The organism is Streptomyces sp. 2-1 (genome assembly GCF_048564895.1).
Taxonomy (GTDB): Bacteria; Actinomycetota; Actinomycetes; order Streptomycetales; family Streptomycetaceae; genus Streptomyces; species Streptomyces phaeochromogenes.
Genome location: NZ_CP183383.1, coordinates 1490301 through 1513278 on the forward strand (window position 1 = coordinate 1490301; position 22978 = coordinate 1513278).

General features: G+C 70.4%; 19 protein-coding genes and 1 pseudogene. 6 read left to right on the forward strand and 14 right to left on the reverse strand.

The window, feature by feature from the left end; genetic code table 11:
* The first annotated feature begins 25 nt into the window (after positions 1-25).
* Both ACN20J_RS06750 and ACN20J_RS06755 read left to right on the forward strand, forming a co-directional pair.
* Complete coding sequence (locus ACN20J_RS06750; protein WP_419668844.1) at positions 26-1132, forward strand: acyl-CoA dehydrogenase family protein; 1107 nt, start codon at positions 26-28, stop codon at positions 1130-1132.
* Positions 1129-2517, forward strand: coding sequence for an FAD-binding oxidoreductase (locus ACN20J_RS06755; RefSeq protein ID WP_419665499.1), 1389 nt, complete (start codon positions 1129-1131; stop codon positions 2515-2517). The genes ACN20J_RS06750 and ACN20J_RS06755 overlap by 4 nt, the downstream gene beginning before the upstream one ends.
* On the opposite strand, the pseudogene ACN20J_RS06760 reads toward ACN20J_RS06755, so the two are convergent.
* Positions 2518-2939: pseudogene (locus ACN20J_RS06760) on the reverse strand (IS982 family transposase); the annotation flags it as partial.
* A gap of 70 nt (positions 2940-3009) precedes the next feature.
* Between ACN20J_RS06760 and ACN20J_RS06765 the strand changes: the two are divergent.
* Together ACN20J_RS06765 and ACN20J_RS06770 are read left to right on the forward strand one after the other, a co-directional pair.
* Positions 3010-3399 carry a hypothetical protein gene (locus ACN20J_RS06765; RefSeq protein ID WP_189838735.1) on the forward strand — a complete coding sequence of 130 codons (390 nt, stop codon included), beginning with the start codon at positions 3010-3012 and terminating at the stop codon, positions 3397-3399.
* 409 nt (positions 3400-3808) lie between these two features.
* Entirely contained in the window at positions 3809-4774 is a 966-nt protein-coding gene (locus ACN20J_RS06770; RefSeq protein ID WP_419665500.1) for a hypothetical protein, read from the forward strand.
* A gap of 149 nt (positions 4775-4923) precedes the next feature.
* Here the strand turns inward: ACN20J_RS06770 and ACN20J_RS06775 are convergent, their stop codons facing one another.
* On the reverse strand, positions 4924-5331 hold the full coding sequence (locus ACN20J_RS06775; RefSeq protein ID WP_125534890.1) for an SseB family protein: 408 nt from the start codon (positions 5329-5331) through the stop codon (positions 4924-4926).
* A 121-nt stretch (positions 5332-5452) separates the two neighbouring features.
* The gene (locus tag ACN20J_RS06780; RefSeq protein ID WP_361907917.1) at positions 5453-6694 is read right to left on the reverse strand and encodes an acyl-CoA dehydrogenase family protein; all 1242 of its coding nucleotides are present in this window, start codon (positions 6692-6694) and stop codon (positions 5453-5455) included.
* A gap of 236 nt (positions 6695-6930) precedes the next feature.
* Between ACN20J_RS06780 and ACN20J_RS06785 the strand changes: the two genes are divergently transcribed.
* Complete coding sequence (locus ACN20J_RS06785) at positions 6931-8196, forward strand: alpha-L-fucosidase (protein WP_419665501.1); 1266 nt, start codon at positions 6931-6933, stop codon at positions 8194-8196.
* 24 nt (positions 8197-8220) lie between these two features.
* On the opposite strand, the gene ACN20J_RS06790 is transcribed toward ACN20J_RS06785, so the two are convergent.
* From ACN20J_RS06790 to ACN20J_RS06830, 9 genes are all read right to left on the reverse strand, one after another.
* A complete protein-coding gene (locus ACN20J_RS06790; RefSeq protein WP_055616905.1) occupies positions 8221-8502 on the reverse strand; it encodes a metal-sensitive transcriptional regulator in 282 nt (93 codons plus the stop codon).
* Between the two features lie 148 nt (positions 8503-8650).
* Positions 8651-9211: a cysteine hydrolase family protein gene (locus ACN20J_RS06795; protein WP_419665502.1), complete on the reverse strand. Its 561-nt coding sequence runs from the start codon at positions 9209-9211 to the stop codon at positions 8651-8653.
* The gene (locus ACN20J_RS06800) at positions 9208-10704 is read right to left on the reverse strand and encodes a purine-cytosine permease family protein (RefSeq protein ID WP_189838730.1); all 1497 of its coding nucleotides are present in this window, start codon (positions 10702-10704) and stop codon (positions 9208-9210) included. The genes ACN20J_RS06795 and ACN20J_RS06800 overlap by 4 nt, the downstream gene beginning before the upstream one ends.
* A gap of 145 nt (positions 10705-10849) precedes the next feature.
* Entirely contained in the window at positions 10850-13069 is a 2220-nt protein-coding gene (locus tag ACN20J_RS06805; RefSeq protein ID WP_419665503.1) for an NADP-dependent isocitrate dehydrogenase, read from the reverse strand.
* 121 nt (positions 13070-13190) lie between these two features.
* Positions 13191-14681, reverse strand: a complete 1491-nt coding sequence (locus ACN20J_RS06810) for a hypothetical protein (RefSeq protein WP_419665504.1) — start codon at positions 14679-14681, stop codon at positions 13191-13193.
* 271 nt (positions 14682-14952) lie between these two features.
* On the reverse strand, positions 14953-17334 hold the full coding sequence (locus ACN20J_RS06815; protein ID WP_419665505.1) for a bifunctional salicylyl-CoA 5-hydroxylase/oxidoreductase: 2382 nt from the start codon (positions 17332-17334) through the stop codon (positions 14953-14955).
* Positions 17335-17345: 11 nt separating this feature from the next.
* A complete protein-coding gene (locus tag ACN20J_RS06820) occupies positions 17346-19055 on the reverse strand; it encodes an AMP-binding protein (protein ID WP_419665506.1) in 1710 nt (569 codons plus the stop codon).
* Positions 19056-19096: 41 nt separating this feature from the next.
* Positions 19097-20011 (reverse strand): acyl-CoA thioesterase, encoded by a 915-nt coding sequence (locus tag ACN20J_RS06825; RefSeq protein WP_419665507.1) that lies wholly within the window; start codon positions 20009-20011, stop codon positions 19097-19099.
* Positions 20008-20490 carry a cupin domain-containing protein gene (locus tag ACN20J_RS06830; protein WP_190228611.1) on the reverse strand — a complete coding sequence of 161 codons (483 nt, stop codon included), beginning with the start codon at positions 20488-20490 and terminating at the stop codon, positions 20008-20010. Before ACN20J_RS06830 ends, ACN20J_RS06825 begins: the two co-directional genes overlap by 4 nt.
* 180 nt (positions 20491-20670) lie before the next feature.
* Between ACN20J_RS06830 and ACN20J_RS06835 the strand changes: the two genes are divergently transcribed.
* Positions 20671-21090 carry a RidA family protein gene (locus tag ACN20J_RS06835; RefSeq protein ID WP_190228612.1) on the forward strand — a complete coding sequence of 140 codons (420 nt, stop codon included), beginning with the start codon at positions 20671-20673 and terminating at the stop codon, positions 21088-21090.
* Positions 21091-21187: 97 nt separating this feature from the next.
* Here ACN20J_RS06835 and ACN20J_RS06840 read toward each other — a convergent pair whose 3' ends face one another.
* Both ACN20J_RS06840 and ACN20J_RS06845 read right to left on the reverse strand, forming a co-directional pair.
* Positions 21188-22219 (reverse strand): hypothetical protein, encoded by a 1032-nt coding sequence (locus ACN20J_RS06840; RefSeq protein ID WP_419668845.1) that lies wholly within the window; start codon positions 22217-22219, stop codon positions 21188-21190.
* A 286-nt stretch (positions 22220-22505) separates the two neighbouring features.
* A complete protein-coding gene (locus ACN20J_RS06845; protein WP_189838722.1) occupies positions 22506-22952 on the reverse strand; it encodes a DUF7144 family membrane protein in 447 nt (148 codons plus the stop codon).
* Between the last annotated feature and the right edge of the window lie 26 nt (positions 22953-22978).

The following is a 22978-nucleotide window of genomic DNA, read 5'->3' on the forward strand; positions in this document are numbered from 1 at the left end:
CGCGAACCCGGCCGTGAACCCGGACCTGACCGCGCGCCTCGCCGAACTCGCCGTGGGATACGACCGGTCGGGCGACTTTCCCGCCGAGTCGATCCAGGTGGTGCACGAGGCGGGGTTGCTCACCGCGACCGTCGGGGAGCGGTACGGCGGCCGGGGCGCCCGGGTCGAGGAGACCGCACGCATCCTGCACACGCTCGGCCGGGGCGATCCGTCCGTGGCCCTGATCACGGCGATGACCCTCAACACCCACGCCCGCGAGGCAGTACGGCCGACATGGCCCGAAGAGCTGTACGCGCGCGTGCTCAAGGAGTCCGAGCAGCGGCCGGTTCTCGTCAACCACGCGCGGGTGGAGCCCGATCTGGGTTCCCCCGCTCGGGGCGGACTGCCCGCCACGGTCGCCCGGCGCACCGCGGACGGCTGGTCGATCGGCGGGCGCAAGCGGTTCGTGACGGGCGCGGAGGGGCTGGACTGGTTCCTGGTGTGGGCGACCACCGACGAGCCGGAGCCGCGTGTGGGCACCTTCCTGGTGCCCGGCGGTTCGCCGGGCATCGAGATCACCGACCGCTGGGACCAGTTGGGGCTACGGGCGAGCGGCAGCCACGATGTGACGTTCCGGGACGTGGAGGTCCCGTACGAGCATGTCGTCGGGCTCGGCCCGCACGGTCCCGCGAGCGAGCAGGACAACCGGGCGGGCGCCTCCCTCCATCTCCCGCTCGCCGCCCTGTATGTGGGGGTCGCGCGTGCGGCGCAGGCCTTCTTCCACACCTTCGCGCACACGCGCGTGCCCGCCAATCTCGGTCACCCGGTGGCCCGGACCGAGCGCTTCCGGCGGACGGCCGGGGAGATCGAGGTGCTCCTCGCCACCGCCGAGCAGCTGCTCTTCGACGGGGCCGCGCGGGTCGACGCCGAGGACTCGGCCTACACGCCGGAGCAGGCTCTCGGCGCGCGCGTACTCGCCGACCGGCACGCCGTACGGGCCGTCGAGCTGGCCGTGCGACTGCTCGGCAATCCGGGACTGGCCCGCGGCAATCCTCTGGAGCGGCACTTCCGTGACATCCAGTGCGCGCCCGTGCACGCGCCCCAGGAGGACATCTCCCTGCTCGCCATCGGAACGAAGGCACTCGACCTGTGACCGCTCCCGCGACGACCGCTCTTGAGTCCACGAAGGCCGCCGAGCTGCTCGGGCTGCTCGCCCGTGACCTGGCACCCGACCGGCTGGCCACCGATCCGCGCACACTGGCCGCGCACGCCACCGACCGTTCCGGTGCCCGGTCCGACGGCAGTCCTCTGGCGGTCGTCCACGCCCGGCGCACCGAGGACGTCACGGTCACCCTCCGGCACGCGCACGCCCTGGGTGTGCCGGTCGTGCCGCGCGGCGCGGGCACCGGTCTGTCGGGCGGCGCGACCGCGGGCGAGGGCGTACTGGTCCTCGACCTGTCCGGCATGAACCGCATCCTCGAACTGTCGGCGGACGACCAGCTCGCGGTCGTCGAACCCGGCGTGATCACGGCCGAGTTGGACCGCGCGGCGGGCGCCCACGGCCTGCGGTACGCACCCGACCCCGCGAGCGCCGCCATATCCACGATCGGCGGGAACATCGCGACCAACGCGGGCGGTCTGCGCTGCGCCAAGTACGGCGTGACGCGGGACAGCGTGCTCGGTCTGGAGGCGGTGCTCGCGGACGGCACGGTGGTCAGGACCGGCCGCCGTACGGTGAAGGGCGTCACCGGCTACGACCTGACCGCCCTGCTCACCGGCTCCGAGGGCACCCTCGCCGTGATCACCTCGGCGACACTGCGACTGCGGCCCGTTCCCATGGCGACGGCCACGCTCGCCGCGTACTTCCCGTCCTTCGAGGCCGCGGCCGAGGCGTCGTACGCGATCGGCCGGGCCGGGATCGAACCGGCGCTGGCCGAGCTGGTCGACGGGCCCGTGCTGCACGCCATCGACCCCGAACTGCGGGAGCGGGGCGCGGCGTTGCTGGTCGTCCAGTGCGACGGGGCGGGGGCGTCCGTGGAGGCGGAGGTGGTCGCGCGACTGCTCACGCCCCTGGCCACGACGGTCGAGGTGACCGACGATCCCGCCGAGGCCGAGTCGCTGCTCGCCGCGCGCCGGCTGGCCCTGCCCGCCCTCGAACGGCTGGGCCGGCCGCTGATCGAGGACATCGCGGTACCTCGGTCTCGGCTGGCGGAGGCGGCTCGTTCGATCCGTGCCATTTCCGAACGCCATGGCGTCCCGATCTTCACCATCGCGCACGCGGCCGACGGGAACCTGCACCCGATCATCGTCGTGGATCCGGCCCTGGACCGGCTCCCGGATGCCGCGTGGGAGGCGGCGGGTGAGATCTTCGCGCTGGCGTTGCGGCTGGGGGGCACGCTCACGGGGGAACACGGGGTGGGTGTCCTCAAGCGGCAGTGGGTCGCGGAGGAGTTGGGTCCTGCGGCGCACGCGTTGCAGCGGCGGCTGAAGGAGGCGTTCGATCCCCGGGGGATCCTCAACCCCGGCAAGAGCCTCTGAGTAGCCGTATTCGGCCCAACCTGCCAGGTCGGAGCGTTTGACGGTCTCGCGGGAGCGGCCGCATTCCGGGGTGGAGTCCACGACCCGTACGTCGTCGCTCCACACCGAGGTGGTGGTGGCCAGGATCCGGTTGCCGCTTCGCATCGGACCGGCTGCCTTGCGCGGTCGCTTGTTGTACCGGGTTGCTGGGGCAGGTAGGCGAAGAGGTGGCGCAGGTGGGCACGGGCATGGCGGCGTCATTTGGCCTCGGAGGTGTAGCCGAGTATGGCCTGCATCGTGGCGAGGGTGACCAGTTCGGCATCGCTCAAGCGGGGCGTAATGCCGACGGGCCGGCGCCACGGCGCCAGGTCGGGATGCTCCATCAGCATGTCATCGGTCGTCGCATAGATTGCTGTCGCGAGGGTGGCCACGTCGTTCGTCACAAGACGACCCTGGACACCCTCGTTCTCGTCTCCGCAGGCACCCCTTGGACCACACCACCAGGAGGAACCAGTGTCATACCCGCAACTGCTCACCCCCGAGGAGAAGCTCGCCGACGCAAAGAAGCTGTTGAGCCTCCCGCGTATCGTCGTGATCTGCGGCTCCACCCGCTTCATGACCGAGATGAACGAGGCCGATCTGCGGGAGACCAAAGCCGGAAGGATTGTCGTCAAACCGGGCTGTGACATGAAGTCGCCGCACGAACTCTGGTCCGATCCTGTCGAGGCCGAGGCGCTGAAGGTTCGACTCGACGATCTGCACCGGGCGAAGATCCGCCTAGCTGATGAGGTACTCGTAGTCGGCGACTACATCGGAGACAGCACCCGAGCCGAAATCGCCTACGCCCGGTCGCTGGGCAAGCCTGTGCGGTTCACGCACCCCGAAGTCGACCCTGACGCCTGACCGCCCGCTGCCACCTCGACAACCAGGGTCGGCAGCCCGCCGCCTGACCGTCTCGCGGTGGCTTCGGCCGCCGCCCACCCTCGCACCCTCCGCAGACATCTGTCGGCGCACACCCGAATGTGCCCAACCGGGTACGGATATACGTGCTCGCCCCGGTGCCTGCGTATCCGGTGTCCGCGTGCCGTGACCGTTGCCGTGCAGAGCGTCCTTCGGATCGGTGTTGTCAGCGGCTCGTCGTAGGGTCCCGGCAGAAAGTTCCCCGTCTCTCGGAGTCCTCGTGCCCCAGCCTGCTCGACTCGTGACCACGATCGCTGCCCCTCTGGCTTTTTCCAGAGCCGACGACGCGCCCCGCCTGGAGTTGCGAGACGGAACGCGGCTGCTCATACAGCGCGGTGACACGGAGCTGATCGTGCAGAACCTCGAGCCGTCGGCCACGGCCGAGACCGTCCGCTTCGTGGCCCCCTGGCCACGCCGGTACGGTCAATGCGCGGTCTCGCCCGCCGGTGACCTGGCCGTCTTCGCCGGACTCCACGCGCTGCAGGCCCTCGACCCCGCGGGAAACGTGCGGTGGGAGGTGCGGCACCGCTGCTGGGCAGGCTGCGCGGGGCACGACGCCTTCACCGAATACGCCAACGAGCGAGACCACCGGTACGTCGGCAGCGGCTCGGCCGGGTTCTCCGCAGACGGGACACTGGTGTGGGTGCACACCCGCGGTCCCCTGGCCTGCGACCGGGGCCGAGGAGCAGACGAATGGCTGGTCATCGCCGCCAAGGACGGTACGGTGCTCGCCCGCGCAGCGACGCACACGGCAGCCGCGGGTTCCGACCACATTCCGCATCCGGACCCCGACCAGATGGGCCTGACCATCGGTGAAGGACAGGACGGCGCTGCGCTGCGCTGGGGACGCTGGAACGGACACACCCTCGCCATCGACAGCTTCGGCGACCAGGACCGCGTCCTGCTGGCGGTGAGTCCCATCGGAAACCGCCTGCTCACCGTCACCCACGACCAGGACACCCTGGCCCTCCACCGGGTCACCGACGGCACGGTGGAAGCCGAACTGTCTGCCACCGCACTCCCAAGACACCCCGCGCTGGAAACCGAGCAGTTTGAAACCTTCGAGGACGACGAGGCACAGGCGTTCTTCGACTACGAGGGCGGCTTCCTCGACGAGGACACCGTCGTTGTCGGGACAGTCGAAAGCGACGAAGAGTTCGGCACGGGCCGGCACTGGCTCATCGATGCGGCCCGTATGCGACTGACCGACCAGCTCGTCTACCCCTTCGAGGTGCCCAGCCTGCCAAGGGTCCTCGGCGACGGCACCTGGTACACCGTGTCCGCCACCGAGACCGCTGTTCATCTGTGGACCTTGTAACTGCGCTTCCAGCCATCGCACACCTTCGGCGCTGAGCACGTTCAACCTGGTGCTCGTCCTCAGCAGAGTGCGCACTTCCCCGCGCCCCTAAAGACAGAAGCCAGGGGCGCGGGAGCCAAAGGCATCCCGCGCCCCAGAACACGCCCCGCTCAGGCGTGCGGCCGTACCAGCAGCGCACGCACGCCCTGTGAGCTGAGCGTCAGCCCGTGCGGAGCACTCGCGTCGATGCCCAGCGAGACCTCGCTGGTGGGCCACTGCTCGGCGAGCGCACCGAGCGGCACCAGGCGGTAGCGGGAGACCGACGGCAGCAGCTCGGCCATCCGCACCTCCGAGGTGAACACCGGAACCAGCGGGTCCCCGCCCGGCTGCTCGATGACGGGCAGGGCGACGACAGAGGGATCACCGGCCGCCTCGTCATCGGCGTCGTCCGGCACCGGGACCAGCACGTCACTGCCGGCCAGGGTGTCCAGGGCATCGCCGTCCTCGGCGTTCTCGGCCAGCACGGTAAGCGCTCGCTCGGCCTCCGCCGTGACGTTGTCGTTCGAGGAAATCTCCATGGCACATCCCGACGTAGTAACGAAAACAGGCCGCCCGGACCAGGTTCCGACCCGGGCGCGGCTGGTCGCGTACCCGTCGCGGGAGGTGCCATGCGTGTCTCACCCGGACGTCACCGAACGCTCACGGAATCAGCGGGATGTCGTGCGAGGGCAGCCCGAGCCGGTCGCAGCCGACGCGCCGCGCGAGCGGCTCGGCCATGCTCGGCCCGATGTGCGTCCAGTACGTGGCGGCGTCCCGGAAGTAGCGCTGCATCCGCGCGCCGTCGCGCGCGTGACGAGAACCCGCCGTGCGGAAGAGGATGCTCTGCGTGACGTCCCAGGCCATGCGGCCCGCCGTGAGGAAGACCAGTGCGAGCCGGTTGTCGTCGGCGATGGTGAAGGGCGCCTCCCCGGAGACATTGCGGCGGCAGGTCTCCAGGTAGTCCTCGGCATTGCGCTGGAGGGCCGCCTCGGCGGTGTGGATCGCACCGAGTGCCTCGCCCAGGTGCCGCTGGTAGTCGTGGAGCTCGGCCCGCGTGCGGTCCGGTTCCAGGGTCAGCGGTCGCTCGGCGACGATCCTGGCGTACTCGTCGGCGGCGGCGTACGCGGTGCCGACCATGATGGCGGCCAGTTCCCCGTGGTAGAAGCTGGGGGCGCGGCCCGCGTACAGCGCGTTGCCGTGCAGCTTCGATCCGGGTGTGCCGCCCTCCACCGGCAGGTCGAGCAGGCTCGCCTCCCGGGTGAAGTACTCGGGGATACGGGCCTGCTCCATACGGACGCTGTTGGAGCCGCTGCCGCGCAGCCCGAGGACGCCGTGCCAGTCGTCGAGCAGCGTCCACACGGGGCGCGGCGCGACGAACAGCACCAGCGGTCCGGGCGGGTCCCCCTGTTTCTCCGGGGCGCGCAGGGTCTGGCCGACGTAGTGCGTGGAGTACGGCGATCCGGAGGCGTACGGCCAGGTTCCGTCGAGGACGACATGCCCGTCGCCGTCCGGGCGGGCCACACCGACCGGCATGACGGTGGACGCGGCGCGGAACTCGCCGTCGTCGCCGAAGATCTCGTCCTGCGCCCGCTCCTCGAACTGCGCCGCGACCTGGAGCACATGGGCGGCGGTCAGGGAGAGCGCCCAGCCCGTGGAGGGGCAGCCTCGGGCGATCTCGGTGACCACGCGGTAGAAGGTCGGCAGGCCGAACTCGTATCCGCCGTAGCGGCGCGGCTGCAGGATCCGGTAGAAGCCGGCCCGCAGAAAGTCGTCGTGGGTGTCCTTCGGGTAGCGGGTCAACCGCTCGGTCTCCGGCTGGCGTTCGAGCAGTGCGGGCCGCAGGGCGACGGCTCGGTCGATCAGTTCGCGTTCGGTCAGTCCGGGCTCGGGAGCGGCGATCACGGTGCCTCCTGACGTGTGGGGCCGTCCGTACGTGACGCGGTACACGTGATTGAACACGCCACGGGCCGCTGCTGTACCCACCGGATAGCGCCAAGTAGTTCCGCACTGGGGTGTACGGGAGTGATCCGGTGGCGCGCCGAGGGATGGGCACGGCATCTCGATCCCAGGGTGAAAACGGACCAGTAGTGGTGACCGTCGCCCACGCGTCGAACCGGGTGCGCGCCTAGCGTGGAGCCATGCCGATGCAACCCTGGTTTCCCGATGCCAAGCTGGGCATCTTCATCCACTACGGCATCTACGCCGTGGGCGGCGCCGCCGAGTCCTGGTCGTTCTACACGGGCGAGATGACGCACGAGCAGTACATGAAACAGCTCGACGGCTTCACCGCGTCGCACTACGACCCGGACGCCTGGGCGGAGTTGTTCGCCCGGGTGGGCGCGCGGTACGCGGTGCTCACCGCCCGGCACCACGACGGTGTCGCCCTCTGGGACACCGACCACCGCAACCTCGACGTGGTGCGGGACACCCCGGCGGGGCGCGACCTGGTCACCGGCTTCGTCGACGCGCTGCGCGCCCGGAACCTCAAGGTCGGCCTCTACTACTCGCACTCCGACTGGAACCACCCGGACTACGCGAGTCAGCGGCACCCCGGGCCGATCATCGTGCCGCCCAACGAGTACTCGCACGCCGAGCCCGGCAAGGAGGACCCGGCGGCCTGGGCGCGCTATCTCGCCTACCGCGACGGCCAGGTCGGCGAACTCGTCGAGCGCTTCCGGCCCGACGTCCTCTGGTTCGACGGGGAGTGGGAGCGCACCGAGGAGCAGTGGCGGATGGGCGAGCTCGCCCAGCTGATCCTCTCCGGCAACCCGGACACCATCCTCAACGGCCGCATGCTCAGTTACGGCGACTACGCCACGCCGGAGCAGGGAACCCCGCTTCGGGCCCCGGACGGTCCGTGGGAGCTGTGTCTCACGATCAACGACTCGTGGAGCTTCCGGCCGCAGGACCGCGACTTCAAGTCGGTGCGCCAGTTGGTGCGTTACTTCACGGAGACGATCGGCATGGGCGGCAATCTGCTGCTGGGCGCCGGACCCCGTGAGGACGGGACGATCCCCGAGGAGCAGATCGAACGTCTGGAGGGCCTCGGCGCGTGGATCGCGCGGCACTCCGACGCCGTGTACGGCACGGTCGCCGGGCTGCCCGCCGGGCACCACTACGGCCCCAGCACCCTGTCCGCCGACCGGCGCACCCTGTACCTGGTGTGCTTCGACGCTCCCCGCGACTCCGTCTCGATCCGCGGCCTGCGCAACCCGGTCCGGCGGGCCACGGTCCTCGGCACGGGCGCGGAACTGGGCCACCACGTCACCGGCGGCCTCGACACCGTTCCCGGCGTGACGTGGATCGACGCGCCCACGGCCGCCGATCTGGACGAACAGGCGACGGTGATCGCCGTCGAACTCGAAGGGGAGCTTGACCTCTACACGGGGGCGGGGCGCCTCTGACGACGGTCTTCCGGCGAGGGCGCGTCAGGCGAGGGAGAGGAAGAGCTTCTCCAGGCGCGCCCGCATCTGGTCGCGGTCCAGGTCCTGCTCGCCGCCCTCGTCGGTCATGCAGTGCTGGAGCCCGGTCGCGATGATCGCGAACCCGGCGCGGTCCAACGCCCTTGAGGCCGCTGCCAGTTGGGTGACCACCTCTTCGCAGGACCGCCCCTGCTCGATCATGTTGATCACGCCCGCGATCTGCCCCTGGGCCCGCTTGAGCCGGTTGATCACGGACTTCAGCTCGTCGGCCGCCATCTGCAGTTCCATGTGGAGCGCTCCCTCGGTATATACCCCACCCGGTATCGTACGCCTCGCCCGATGGGGTCTGGGGTGCCGTGTGGGGCCCGTGTTGCTCGGGGGCTCACGCGACCGTCGCTCAGGCGCTCAGGCGCTCACGCGACCGGTGCTCAGGTGCTCACGCGGCCCGGTCGAGCACCTCGGCCACGGTGACCACCCGGATCAGCGGCCGGTACAGGTCCATGATCTGCAGGGCCTTGGCGTGCGAGGCGTCGTCCGCTCCCGCGCAGGCGTCGGCCGCGACCCACACCTCCGCTCCGGCGTCGGCCGCTGCCAGCGCGGTGGAGAGCACGCAGCAGTCCGTACTGACTCCGGCGAGCACCAGACGGCCCTCGGGACCGACCCGCTCGGCCAGTTCCGGGGTCCATTTGCCGAAGGTCGGGGCGTCGACAAAGTGCCGGGCGTGGGGCGCGAGTTCGTCCACCAGCTCCCAGAGACGGTCGTGCGGCGGCCGAAGCGCGAAGGGCCACTGCTCGTAGTACGCCCGCCAGGCGCCGACGGGCTTCTCGGGTGCCAGGAACCGGGTGAAGGTGACGTCTTCCGCGAAGGCCGGCAGCAGGCGGCGTACCCCGTCCGCGGCCTCGGTGAAGCGGGGCGCGGCCCAGGGGCTGTCCGGCTCGGCGAAGACACGCTGCATGTCGATGACGGCCAGCAGGCCCTGGGGTCCCGGTCCGCTCATGCGCCCGGCACCTCCACGTCCAGCGGTCGGCTCGGGGGCGCCGACTCCTGCGTACGGACCCGGCCGCGGCCAAGTGCGAGGGTGCCGAGGAAGCCGAGGGCGAGCGCGGCGAGTACACCGAGGTTGGCGTAGGCCCAGGAGCCGTCCTTGCCGCCGAGGCCCAGCGGGCCGAGCAGATAGCCCTGCCACTCCAGCCAGCCGGCGGCCGTGTTGGTGACCAGGCCCCAGCCGATCGCGGTGGCGGCGAGGGTCAGCACCAGCGGGAGCGGTTCGACGTCGCCGTAGCGGCCGCGGGGGCGGAAGAGGTCAGCCTCGTCGTAGTCGCGGCGCCGCAGCGCGAGGTCTGCCAGCATCACACCGCACCAGGCGGCGACGGGCACCCCGAGTGTGGTGAGGAAGCCGATGAACTGGCCCAGGAAGTCGTCCGTGAGGAAGACGATGTAGATCGAGCCCGCGATCATCAGGACGCCGTCAAGCAGGGCCGCCAGATAGCGCGGCACACGCAGGCCCGCCGCGAGCAGGGCGAGGCCGGAGGAGTAGATGTCGAGGACCGCGCCGCCGACGAGACCGAGTACGGCCACTGCGGCGAAGGGGATCAGGAACCAGGTGGGCAGGATCGTGGTCAGCGCGCCGATCGGGTCGGCGGCGATGGCCGTGTTGAGCGTGGTGGAGGATCCGGCGAGCAGCAGGCCGAAGACCAGCAGGAGCAGGGGTGCCACCGAGGCGCCGAAGGTGGTCCAGCCGACCACGCCCCTGCCGGAGGAGTCGCGCGGCAGGTAGCGCGAGTAGTCCGCGGCGGCGTTGACCCAGCCGAGTCCGAAGCCGGTCATCATGAAGACCAGAGCGCCGATGAACTCCTGGGCGGAGCCGGACGGTACGGCGCTGACCGCCGACCAGTGGATGTGGTCGGCGACGAGCCCGATGTAGACGACGGTCAGGACACCGGTGACGACCGTGATCACCGTCTGCAGCCGCATGATCAGGTCGAAGCCCATCACTCCGCCGATCACGACGAGCGCCCCGACGACGATCAGGGCGATCACCTTGGTCCCGGTGCCGCCGCCCCAGCCGAGCCGGTCGAGAACCGTTGCGGTGGCCATCGTCGCCAGGGCCGTGAGCACGGTCTCCCAGCCGACGGTGAGCATCCAGGAGACGACCGAGGGCAGCCGGTTGCCCCGTACGCCGTAGGCCGCCCGGCTGAGCACCATCGTCGGCGCGGATCCGCGCTTGCCCGCCACCGCGACGAACCCGCAGAGCAGGAACGAGAAGACGATCCCGATCACCCCGGCGGCCAACGCCTGCCAGAACGAGATCCCGAACCCGAGCGCGAAGGACCCGTAACTCAGGCCGAGGATCGACACGTTGGCGCCGAACCAGGGCCAGAACAGCATGCGAGGCGTGCCCTTGCGCTCGGCATCACCGATCACATCGAGGCCATGCACCTCCACCTGGAGCTGCCGAGTGCCTGATCCTCTGTCGGGAGAGTCCGTCATCGTCGACCTACCCATCTGGCGAGCCCCGCGCCCTTTTGGGGGCGCGGGGCTGTATCGATATATGCGGCTCCGCCGCGTGGGCGCGACCAGCCACGACGGACCCGCGGACGACGACGGGCCACCAGCGGAGCGCTACGGCTCAGCTTCAGGCGAGCGTGGCCAGCGCCGCGTTGAGCGTCGCGGACGGCCGCATCACTGCCGCCGCCTTGACCGGGTCGGGCTGGTAGTAGCCGCCGATGTCGGCCGGCGACCCCTGCACCGCGATCAGCTCGTCGACGATCGTCTGCTCCTGCGCGGTCAGCGTCTCGGCGAGCGGGGCGAACGCCTTGGCGAGCGCCGCGTCGTCGGTCTGCTTGGCCAGCTCCTGCGCCCAGTAGAGGGCGAGGTAGAAGTGGCTGCCGCGGTTGTCGATGCCACCGAGGCGACGGCTCGGCGACTTGTCGTTCTCCAGGAACGTGGCGGTCGCGCGGTCGAGCGTGTCCGCGAGGACCTGGGCACGCGCGTTGTCCGTGGTCTGCGCGAGGTGCTCGAAGCTGGAGGCCAGCGCGAGGAACTCGCCCAGGCTGTCCCAGCGCAGGTAGTTCTCCTTGACGAGCTGCTGCACGTGCTTCGGCGCGGAGCCGCCGGCGCCCGTCTCGAAGAGGCCGCCGCCGTTCATCAGCGGGACGACCGAGAGCATCTTGGCGCTGGTGCCCAGCTCCAGGATCGGGAACAGGTCGGTCAGGTAGTCGCGCAGGACGTTGCCGGTGACCGAGATGGTGTTCTCGCCGCGGCGGATGCGCTCCACGGAGAGCTTGGTCGCCTCGACCGGGGCCAGGATGCGGATGTCCAGGCCCTCGGTGTCGTGCTCGGGCAGGTACTGCTTGACCTTCTCGATGAGCACGGCGTCGTGGGCGCGGCTCTCGTCCAGCCAGAACACGGCCGGGTCGCCGGTCGCTCGGGCGCGGGTGACGGCGAGCTTGACCCAGTCCTTGATCGGGTCGTCCTTGGTCTGGCAGGCGCGGAAGATGTCGCCGGCGGAGACCGTCTGCTCGATGACGACGTTCCCGGCCTGGTCGACGAGGCGGACCGTGCCGGTGGTCGGGATCTCGAAGGTCTTGTCGTGGCTGCCGTACTCCTCGGCCTTCTGCGCCATCAGACCGACGTTCGGAACCGAGCCCATCGTCGACGGGTCGTAGGCGCCGTTGGCGCGGCAGTCGTCGATGACGACCTGGTAGACACCGGAGTAGCTGCTGTCCGGGAGGACCGCGAGGGTGTCGGCCTCTCCGCCGTCCGGGCCCCACATGTGGCCGGAGGTGCGGATCATCGCCGGCATGGAGGCGTCGACGATGACGTCGGACGGGACGTGCAGGTTGGTGATGCCCTTGTCGGAGTCGACCATGGCGAGCGCGGGGCCGTCGGCGAGCTCGGCGTCGAAGGACGCCTTGATCTCGTCGCCCTCGGGCAGGGACTCCAGGCCCTTGTAGATGCCGCCCAGACCGTCGTTCGGGGTCAGGCCGGCGGCGGCGAGCGTCTCGCCGTACTTCGCGAACGTCTTCGGGAAGAAGGCGCGCACCACGTGACCGAAGACGATCGGGTCGGAGACCTTCATCATCGTGGCCTTGAGGTGCACGGAGAACAGCACGTCCTCGGCCTTGGCGCGGGCGATCTGCGCCGTGAGGAACTCGCGCAGCGCGGCGACGTGCATGACGGACGCGTCGACGACCTCGCCCGCGAGGACGGGTACGGACTCGCGCAGGACCGTGGTGGAGCCGTCGTCGCCGACCAGCTCGATGCGCAGGGAGCCGGCCTCGGTGATCACCGCGGACTTCTCGGTGGACCGGAAGTCGTCGACACCCATGGTCGCGACGTTGGTCTTCGACTCGGGGGTCCAGGCGCCCATGCGGTGCGGGTGGGCCTTGGCGTAGTTCTTGACCGACGCGGGGGCGCGGCGGTCGGAGTTGCCCTCGCGCAGCACCGGGTTCACGGCGCTGCCCTTGACCTTGTCGTAGCGGGCGCGGATGTCGCGCTCCTCGTCGGTCTTCGGGTCGTCCGGGTAGGCGGGGAGCGCGTAGCCCTGCGCCTGCAGTTCGGCGACCGCGGCCTTCAGCTGCGGGATCGACGCCGAGACGTTCGGCAGCTTGATGATGTTGGCCTCGGGCGTCTTGGCCTGGTCACCGAGCTCGGAGAGGGCGTCGGCGATGCGCTGGCCCTCCTCCAGGAACTCGGGGAAGAGGGCGATGATCCGTCCGGCCAGCGAGATGTCACGGGTTTCCACAGTGACACCGGCCTGCGACGCGTACGCCTGGACCACCGGCAAGAACGAATAGGTCGCCAGGGCCGGGGCCTCGTCAGTGTGCGTATAGATGATGGTCGAGTCAGTCACCGGGTGCTCCGCTCCACGTCTGCAACATTGCTCGACATCAAGATATCTCCTGATCGGACCTGACCGGACAGGAGGCCGCACAAGTACGTCACAGTCCGGCCGGAGCCCGTCTGTGGCGGGCTCAGCGCGCGGCGGGCGCGACGTGGAGGAGCAGGCCGGTGACGCGGTGCCGTTCCCAGGTCCGGGCGAATTCGGGCGCCTGCCCCTTCGGTGTCGTGAGGGCGGCGACCGGCAGCCGCTCGGCGGCCCCGACGATGTCCGCCGCGGTGGTGTTGGCGTTGTGCCCCTGGGTCTGGACGGAGCGGCAGCCCGTGTAGAAGGCGATCGGGATGGCGAGGTGCCCGGTCAGCAGACAGGGCGGCCGTACGCCGAGTCGGTGCAGCTCGGCCGCCGTGCGGGCCCAGTCGCGGTGCGAGGCGGTGGTGCGGTCCACCGTGCGGGTCAGCACCGTGTACTGGACCGCCAGATGTCCGGCGAGACCGAGCGCCACCAGGGCCGCTGCCACCGGTCGCCGTTTGCGGATCGACGCGGTGACGAGGTGGATGAGCGCGTCGGCGACCGGGATGACCAGCAGCGCGTAGTAGGGGAGCAGGAAGCGCGGCGCGGCGTATCCGATCATGAACAGGTACGGGATGCCCGCCGTCGTGGCGCAGGCCAGGGGCAGGAGGGTGCCCGCGGTGCGCCGCGCCCTGACCGCGACCGCCAGCCCGACGGCGGCGAGCAGCGGCAGGACGAACCACCAGACGATCATCTGGGTGGCCGGAATCGACCCGTCGCACGGGCGGCACAGGCTGCGTCCGCCCAGGGTGCGCAGTTGGTCCAGGACGGCGATGTTCCAGCCGAGGCCGCCCTGGATCCCGGAGGCGTCGGCGAGCCGCTCGCTCAGGCCGCCGAAACCGACGTACGCCTCGACGACCCACTGCGCCGCCCCGGTCGCCAGCCCCACGACGAGTGCCGCCAACAGGCGCGGCCGTCGCCGGCGAGGGAGGCACACCAGCACGGCGAACAACGGCAACGTGACCCAGACGGCGTCGGTGGGCCGCATCCACGCCATCAGTGCCGCGCTCGCGCCGACACCCCACAGGGCCGCCCGGTCGTCGGGGTCGGCCTGGGCCCGCAGGAAGTAACCGACACCTGCCAGGGCGCCGATCGCGACCCAGTAGTTGGGCATGGCCTGCGGGCCGTAGAACACGGTCACCCACAGCGTGGCGAACAGGGCACCGCCGGCGCCGAGCACCCGGGCGGGGAAGAGTCCGCGCCAGGCACGCAGCGCCAGGAAGAGGCCGAGCCCGGACAACAGAGCCAAATAGACCCGCAGCAGTTCCGTGGACGAGGACCATGAGGCGATCGGCGCGACCAGCAACGAGACACCGCGGGCGCGCGGGGCGCTGAAGAACGCCGCCGGGGTGTCGCTGCTGACCTGGCTGACGTACACCGACTCGTCCCAGCCGAGGCCCATCCCCGGGCGTACGAGCGCCAGTTGGGCCAGCGTGAAGGCGGCGGCGACCGCTGCCGGCCAGGCCCTGCCTCCGGTGTGTGGACCGACGCGGGCGGCCCGCGTCGATCCGTGGCGCTCTGCCGCGACGAGCGTGTCGTTCAAGGTCTTGGCCATCGCCCACCCTTCGTCCCCGCGTGGGCGCGGGGCCTCTTCCGTCTCCGCCGAGGCAGGCAGGACGAAAGGTGTGATCCGGTGAAAACATGGCCAAATTAACGCGTGATCTTCGGGGGCGCAGTGCGGCAGGAGGGAGGCGTTCCGCTGTCCGGAGCAACGCCTCGGCCGAAACCCGGGCGCGCGGACCGGACGCACGAGAGCCGTGCGGCGCGCTCACTGGCTGCGCCGCACGGCTCACTGCACGGGTTGTCGGAGGGGGCCCTCCGTCGGCTCAGGTGACCGTCGCCGGCTCGCGGGGCGGGGTCCAGCGCAGATGGACGGTCTGGTCGGAGTCGTCGGAGCGCAGCAGCGAGAGGCGGGGGCGTACGGCGTCGGTGCGCGAGGTGGGTGGCTTGCGGCTGCCGGCCCGGTACTGGACCGGCCATTCGCTCGCGGCACCCCGGTACTCCTGCTCGGCCGCCGCGTGCAGCGTCCAGTGCGGGTCGTAGAGGTGGGTGCGGCCGAGGGCGCACAGGTCGGCGCGGCCCGCGAGGAGGATCGAGTTCACGTCGTCGTAGGAGGCGATCGCGCCGACCGCGATGACGGCGGTGCCGGTCGCGGCGGTGACCTCGTGGCGGATCCGGTCCGCGAACGGGGTCTGGTACGAGCGGCCGTACGCGGGGTCCTCGTCCCTGGTGACCTGTCCCGAGGAGACGTCGATGGCGTCCGCGCCATGGGCGACGAAGGCGCGGGCGATACCGACGGCGTCGTGCTCGGTGTTGCCGTCCGGAACCCAGTCGGTCGCGGAGATGCGCACGATCATCGGCCGCTCGGCCGGCCAAACGGCCCGCACCGCGTCGAAGACCTCCAGGGGGAACCGGAGCCGGTTCTGCAGCGAGCCGCCGTACTCGTCGGTGCGGTGGTTGGCGACCGGCGAGAGGAAGGAGGACAGCAAGTAGCCGTGCGCGCAGTGCAGTTCGAGCAGGTCGAAGCCCGCCTCCGCGCCCCGGCGGGCGGCTGCGACGAAGTCGGCGGTGATCCGGCCCATGTCGGCGCGGGTGACCTCGCGCGGAACGGCCGACCCGGGTCCGTACGGCAGTGGCGAGGGGCCGACGGTCTCCCAGTTGCCGTCCGGCAGCGGGTCGTCCATTCCCTCCCACATCAGCCGCGTGGAGCCCTTGCGGCCGGAGTGGCCGAGCTGGAGGCCGATGCGGGCGGTGCTGCGGTCGTGGACGAAGGACACGATCCGCGCCCAGGAGTCACGCTGTTCCTCGGTCCACAGCCCCGTGCAGCCGGGGGTGATACGGGCGTCGGGCGAGACGCAGACCATCTCCGTCATCACCAGTCCGGCCCCGCCCATGGCCTTGGAGCCGAGGTGGACGAGATGGAAGTCGCCTGGCACGCCGTCGACGGCGGAGTACATGTCCATCGGGGAGACGATCACCCGGTTCTTCAGCTCCAGCTCCCCGAGCCGGAACGGCTGGAACATCGCCGGCGCGACCTCGTCGAGGCCCTGCGACTTGGCGAAGGCGGTGTCGACGCGGTCGGCGAACTCCTGGTCGCGGGTGCGGAGGTTGTCGTAGGTGATGCGGCGCGAGCGCGTGAGCAGGTTGAAGCAGAACTGGGTCGGCTCCTGGTGGACGTACATGCCGATGTTCTCGAACCACTCCAGCGAGGCCTGCGCGGCCCGCTGCGTGGACTCGACGACGGGTCGCCGTTCCGCCTCGTAGGCCGTCAACGCGCCCTCGATGTCCGGGTGTTCGTGCAGACAGGCAGCGAGGGCGAGCGAGTCCTCCATGGCCAGCTTGGTGCCCGACCCGATGGAGAAGTGCGCGGTGTGCGCGGCGTCGCCGACGAGGACGAGGTTGCCGTCATGCCAGCGCTCGTTGCGTACGGTGGTGAAGTTGAGCCACTTCGAGTTGTTGGCGAACACCTGGTGGCCGGCGAGTTCCTCGGCGAAGAGTCCGCGCACGCGCTCCACGGCCCGTTCGTCGGAGGCGCCCGGCGGGAACTCGGTCTCCTCGGTGTCGTCGAAGCCGGCCCGCCGCCAGACGTCCTCGTGCATCTCGACGATGAAGGTGGAGCCGGTCTCGGAGTATGGGTAGCCGTGGACCTGCATGGTCCCCCACTCCGTCTGCCTGACGAAGAACTGGAAGGCCTCGAAGACCCGGTCGGTGCCGAGCCACATGTATCTGTTGTGCCGCCGGTCGAGCGAGGGGCGGAAGACGTCCGCGCGGGCCGCCCGGACCTGGGAGTTGAGGCCGTCGGCCCCCACCACCAGGTCGTACGAGGCGCTCAGGTCGTCCACCGGAGGGGCGAGCGTCGAGTAGTGCACGGAGACACCGAGCTTGCGGCAACGTTCCTGCAGCAGCCGGAGCAGGTCCTTGCGGCTCATCGCGGCGAAGCCCTGGCCGCCGACGGTGTGGCTCCTGCCCCGGTAGTGGATGTCGATGTCGGTCCAGCGGGCGAACCGCCGTGCCATGGCGTCGGCGAACTCCGGGTCGGCGTTCTCGATGCCGCCGAGCGTCTCGTCGGAGAAGACGACGCCGAAGCCGAACGTGTCGTCGGGGGCGTTGCGTTCCCAGACGGTGATCTCGTGGGCCGGGTCGAGCTGTTTCATGAGAGCAGCGAAGTAGAGGCCGCCGGGGCCACCGCCAACGATCGCGATCTTCACGGGAGTTCCTCTCACTGCTCGACGGCGGCCTTGGTGGCCTGCTCGTCCTCGACGATCCTGCGGAGCGCGAACCGCTGCAGCTTGCCGCTGGCGTTGCGGGGCAGCGCGTCGCAGAACCGCACGTCACGCGGGTACTTGTAGGGAGCGATGACCTCTTTGACGTGGTCCTGGATCTCCCTGGCCTTGGCGGCGTCGCCCGGCACGCCCTCGCGGAGCACGACGAACGCGCAGACGACGAAGCCGCGTTGGGCATCGGGCTTCCCGACTACGGCCGACTCCAGCACATCGGGGTGGGTGTCCACGGCGGCCTCGACCTCGGGCCCGCCGATGTTGTAGCCCGAGGAGACGATCATGCTGTCGCCGCGGGCGTGGTAGTGGAAGTAGCCGTCCTCGTCCCGGTGGAAGACGTCACCGGTGACGTTCCAGCCGTCCACGACGTAGTCCTTCTGGCGTTCGTCGTCGAGGTAGCGGCAGCCGACCGGGCCGATGACACCGAGCCGTCCCGGCTCGCCGGGTCCGAGCTCCGAGCCGTCCGGGCCGAGGATCGTGGCGCGGTAGCCCGGCACCGGCTTCCCGGTGGCGCCGGGCCTGATGTCGTCACCGGCGGCGGAGAGGAAGATGTGCAGCAGCTCGGTGGCGCCGATCCCGTCGACGATCCGCAGCCCGAGCCGGTCCCTCAGCCGCTCCCACACCGCCTTGGGTATGTGCTCACCGGCCGACACCCCGACCCGCAGCCCGGCGAGCCGCTGCTCCTGCCCCTCCCGCAGGATCGCCTGGTACGCCGTGGGGGCCGTCGCGAGCACGGTGACGCCCAACTCAGCCACGTACTGGGCGAGTTGGAGCGGTGTGGCGGCCTCGGTCAGCAGCGCGCAGGCGCCCGCCCGCAGCGGGAAGACGACCAGCATGCCGAGGCCGAAGGTGAAGGCGAAGGGGGCGCTGCAGGCGACCAGGTCGTCGGGGAGCAGGCGCAGCACATGGCGGCCGAAGGTGTTGTCGATGGACAGGATGTCGCGGTGGAAGTGCATGGTGATCTTCGGGACACCGGTGCTGCCGGACGTCGGCGCGAGGAGCGCCACGTCGTCGGCGGCGGTGTCCACGGCGGTGAACTCGCCGGACTTGGTACCGGCCCGCGCGACGAGGTCGTCCGATCCGTCGCCGCCGAACTCCACGACCGCCGTCAGCGCCGGCGACGCGGCGTCCTGCTCGGTGTGCGCGTCCTGCGCCTCCCGGACGGCGTGCACGTCCTCGGCGAACCGCCGGTCCACCAGCGCGACGGAGGGGCGCGTGCGCTCGACGATCGGGGCGATCTCGCGGGCGCGCAGCGCGGCCATGACGGTGACGACCACTCCCCCGGCCTTGAGCACGCCGAGCCAACTCGCCACCGCCCAGGGGTTGTTGGGCGACCGCAGCAGGACCCGCTGCCCGGGGACCAGCCCCAGGTCCTCGGTCAGCACCTGGGCGACCTGGTTGGCCCGGGTCCGCAACTCGCCGTAGGACCAGGTCTCCCCGGCCGGTGTGCGCAGCGCCGGACGGTCGGCCCCGAACGTCGATACGGGGATGTCGATGAGCTCGGCGGCGGCGTTGAGCCGCTCCGGGTACCGCAGCTCCGGAGTGCTGAACTCGATCGTCGGCAACAGGTGCGCGGGAGGCAGGTGATCGCGCGTGAAGGTGTCCAGGTGCGCGGAGATCGCGGATATCGGGAGAGGCGACGGAGGAGTCAACGCGGGCGTCCTTCCGGGAGCCCACCGGTGGAGGCGGCGGGTCAGGTGGGGCGGATCATGCCCTCCTGGACGACGGTGGCCAGGTGACGGTGGTCGCGGGTGAAGAAGCGACCCGAGCCGAGACCGCGCCCCGCGTCGGCGGCGCCGGCTTCCTGGAGGTACAGGAGCCAGTCGCCGACGGGTTCGGGGCGGTGGAACCACATGGCGTGGTCGAGGCTGGCGGTGACGAGCCCGGGTTTGGCCCAGGGCAGGTCGAGTACGCGCAGAACGGGTTCGAGGATCGTGTAGTCGCAGACGTACGCCAGCGCGGCCAGGTCCCGTTGGGCGTCGGTGAGCCCCTCTACGGACCTGAGCGGGTCGAACGGCTTGAGCCACACGGCCTGTTGGGGGACCTGCTTGCCCTCGACGGTGAGGTAGACCGGGCCGGGCACGTGCCGCATGTCGAAGCCCCGGCCGCCGGACCAGTAGGCCTTCGACTCCTCGGTCATGGAACCGCCGCTGAGCTCGGCGAGATACGCCGCCGAGCCGGGCAGTTCCTCGGGGTCGGGCAAGTCCTCGGCGAGTTCCGGGAGTTCGGCCTCGAAGGTCTGGCCGGGCTCCCCCGCGGCGAAGTTGGCCAGGCAGACGTAGAGGGTCTTGCCGTTCTGGTAGCCACGCACCTGCCGGGTGCTGTAGCCGCGGCCATCGCGCAGCACCTCCACCTCGTAGCGCACGCCCGCCCCGATGTCGGCCGGGCGCAGGAAGTAACTGTGCATGGAGTGCAGGGTCTTGCCGTCGGTCACCGACCGCATGGCCGCGGCGGCGGCCTGGGCGACCAGGTCTCCGCCGTACGCCTTGGGCCACGGGCAGGGCTGGGTGACGGCGGTGAAGGCGAGGTCGAAGTGCTCGGGCTCGGCCGGTGTCAGCGCGACGGCCGCGGTGAAGATCTCCGAGGTGGGCGGGGTCCCGTTCGTCATCGGTCCAGCCAATCCCGCAGGTCGGCGTCCGCGATGTCGGGGAGGTTGACCACGATGTTCTCCGGCGTCCGGGTGGTCATCCACGTCAGCGGCTTGTTGCGGGAGAGGTTGCACTCGATGTGTGGCATGAACGGCGGCACGAAGACCCAGTCGCCCTCCCCCATGTCGACGTAGTCCTCGAACTTCTCGCCGAAGTAGATGCGGGCCCGCCCAGACAGGACGTAGCCGCCCGTCTCCGCCTCGCCGTGGTGGTGGGTGACCGAGCGGTAGCCGGGCTCGTTGCTGACCTTGCCGAACCAGAGCCGCTGTGCCGGGGTGTGCTGGGCACTGACGCCCGAGACACGAACGGCCCCACCGGAGTCGGCGGTGTTCCCGCTCTCGGAGCCGGCGCGGGTCACCACGGGCGCGACGAGCCCGCTGGGCAGCCGGTACATCGAGTTGTCGCCCTCAAGGCGGTACTTGCTGAGGTCGGGCTCCATGGAGAGGGCTCCGTTTCAGTCATGACGGCTCGGACGACTTCGGTTCAAACGGCTTCGGTTCAAACGGCTTCGGTCCCGTTCGCGCTATCTCGTTTTTTTCACGACCGTCATTTACTGTCAATACATGCCACTGTACGGATCGTCGGATCGGACCGCGACCGACCTCGAACCGGAGGCCGCATGAAGCACATCCCCGTGAACCCGGCTGCCCTGCCGACGCCCAGTGGCTACTCCCACGGAACCCTGGCGGGGAACACCCTGCATCTCGGCGGGCAGACAGCCCTCGACGCCGATATGAAGATCGTTCCTGGGGGGATCGTCGAGCAGTTCCGCCAGGCGTTCGGCAACGTCCTGACGACACTCCGGGAGGCAGGCGGCCTGCCGGAGGACCTGGTCAGCGTGACGATCTACCTCACCGACATCCCCGACTACCAGGCCCACGGCAGGGAGATCGGCAGGGTCTGGCGCGAGCTCGCCGGGCCCGTGTACCCGGCGATGGCGGGGATCGGCTGCACCGCCCTGTGGCAGCCCGAGGCGATGATCGAGATCCTCGGCGTGGCCGTGATCCCGGAGGAACGGCTCGTTCGACCGAGTCGGTGAACCGTGGCGGGTCGGCCAGCCACACGACTGCGGCCTCGGTGACCGCCCCTGTGTCGGGGCGGCCACCGAGGCCGCAGGTCAATCGCGAGACGCTCGGTCAGTCCGTCGGCGCCGCCTTTCGCAGGGCCGTGATGCACATGCTGACGGCCTGCTGGAGTTCCTCCAGGCGCTGGAGCATGTCGTCCTCGTAGATGGTGTCGAGGTCGTCCACGTCGTCGAAGGTCAGCTCCTCGAAGACCTTCGTCGCCTTCTGCAGGCTGCTGTAGAACTTCGTCCGGCGCTCCTGGAGGCGGAGTTCCGGGTTGGCCTGGACGGTCTGGGCGACGAGGTCCTTCACCGTGTCGTAGGCGTCGGTGGCCCACTCGCCGGTGTCCTCGTCCTCGTCGAGCTCGTCGATGAGGGACAGGTGGCGCTCGGCCTCGGCGCGGAGTTCGGCGGGAGCGTCGATCGTCTGCCCGGCAGGGGTCTTGACCTGGCCGTTCTCGACGATCTGGCGGACGTAACCGATCCGGCTCGCGGCCTGCGTCTCGGTGGCGACCGCCTTCTTCAGATCGTCGGTACGGGCGATGTCACGCGCCAACTCGGTCTGCAGGGACGGGTCCTCCTTGAGCCGGTCCAGGAGCGCGGCGCGGGCCGCCTTGGCGGTGGAGGGGTCGGCGAGGATCGCTGCGCGCAGCGCGGTGGGGTTCTCGGCGACCTCCAGCGCCTTGGTCGGGCGGATGCCCTCGGCCTCGGCCGCCGCGGCGATCGCGGTGCCGCGGTCGGAGGAGGCGCTGGAACGGGAGATGTAGTACGAGTGCCACACGTCGGAGTCCGGCAGCTCCACGTCCTGGCCCGGGGCCAGCGCCTCGAAGTACGGGACGAGCCCGTCGTCGGCCGCCTTGTCCCACGCCTTGTAGTAGCGCATGACCCGCTCCGGCGAGCAGCCGGCCAGCTCGGCGAACTCCTTCGCGGAGATCTTCGCCGTCTCCCCCGCGGCCTCCCCGCCGGGCCGCACACTGCGGGCGACCTTCAGAGCGAACGCCCAGCCGCCGGCCCTGACGTACGCTCCGAAGTCCCGGGCGTCCTGAGCCACCACGTCGGTCGCGGCGCTCTCTGCCACCACGTCGGTCGCGGTGGCCTGCGCCACGCCATCGCTCGCGGTGGCCTGCGCCACGATGCCGTGCGTGGAGCTGGCCGGAGCACCGTCGTCGGGCGCTCCGGGCTCCTCCCAGAAGGACTCGTCCGCGGGCGTTCCTTCTCCGGGTGTCTCGTCGGCGGACTGGACGGCCGGTGCGGGCTGAGCGGTCTCCACGGTCACTGAGCGACTCTCCTGGGGAAGGTGGTACGGGCTGCAACGGACAGAGCGTGCAGCCTATATGAGCCTGCTCATGATGCTTTGAACGCTCGCGTCGAACACTCGGGAGCGGTCGTGCTCAGGAGTGGTCGTACTCGCCGGAGTCGTCCTGCCGGACCACGCACAGGGCCCAGATGATGAACGCCGAGAAGGCGATCATCACGATCGACCACACCGGGTAGTACGGCAGGGACAGGAAGTTGGCGATGATGATGAAGCCGGCGATGGTGATACCGGCGACCCGCGCCCACAACGACGCCTGGAACAGTCCGAGACTGACCACCACGGCGACGGCGCCCAGGATGAGGTGGATCCAGCCCCAGCCGGTGAGGTCGTACGCGAAGACGTAGTCGCGTGTCGTGACGAAGACCTCGTCCTCGGCGATCCCCATGATCCCCCGGAAGATGTCCAGTACGCCTGCGATCATGAGCATGACCGCTGCGAAGGCGGTCAGGCCGTGGGCCCATGGCCGCCCGGCCGTCTGCGGGTGGTGCGCTGCGGATGATGCGCTGTGTGTGGCGGTCATCTTGCTGCCTCGATTCAGTCTCGTGC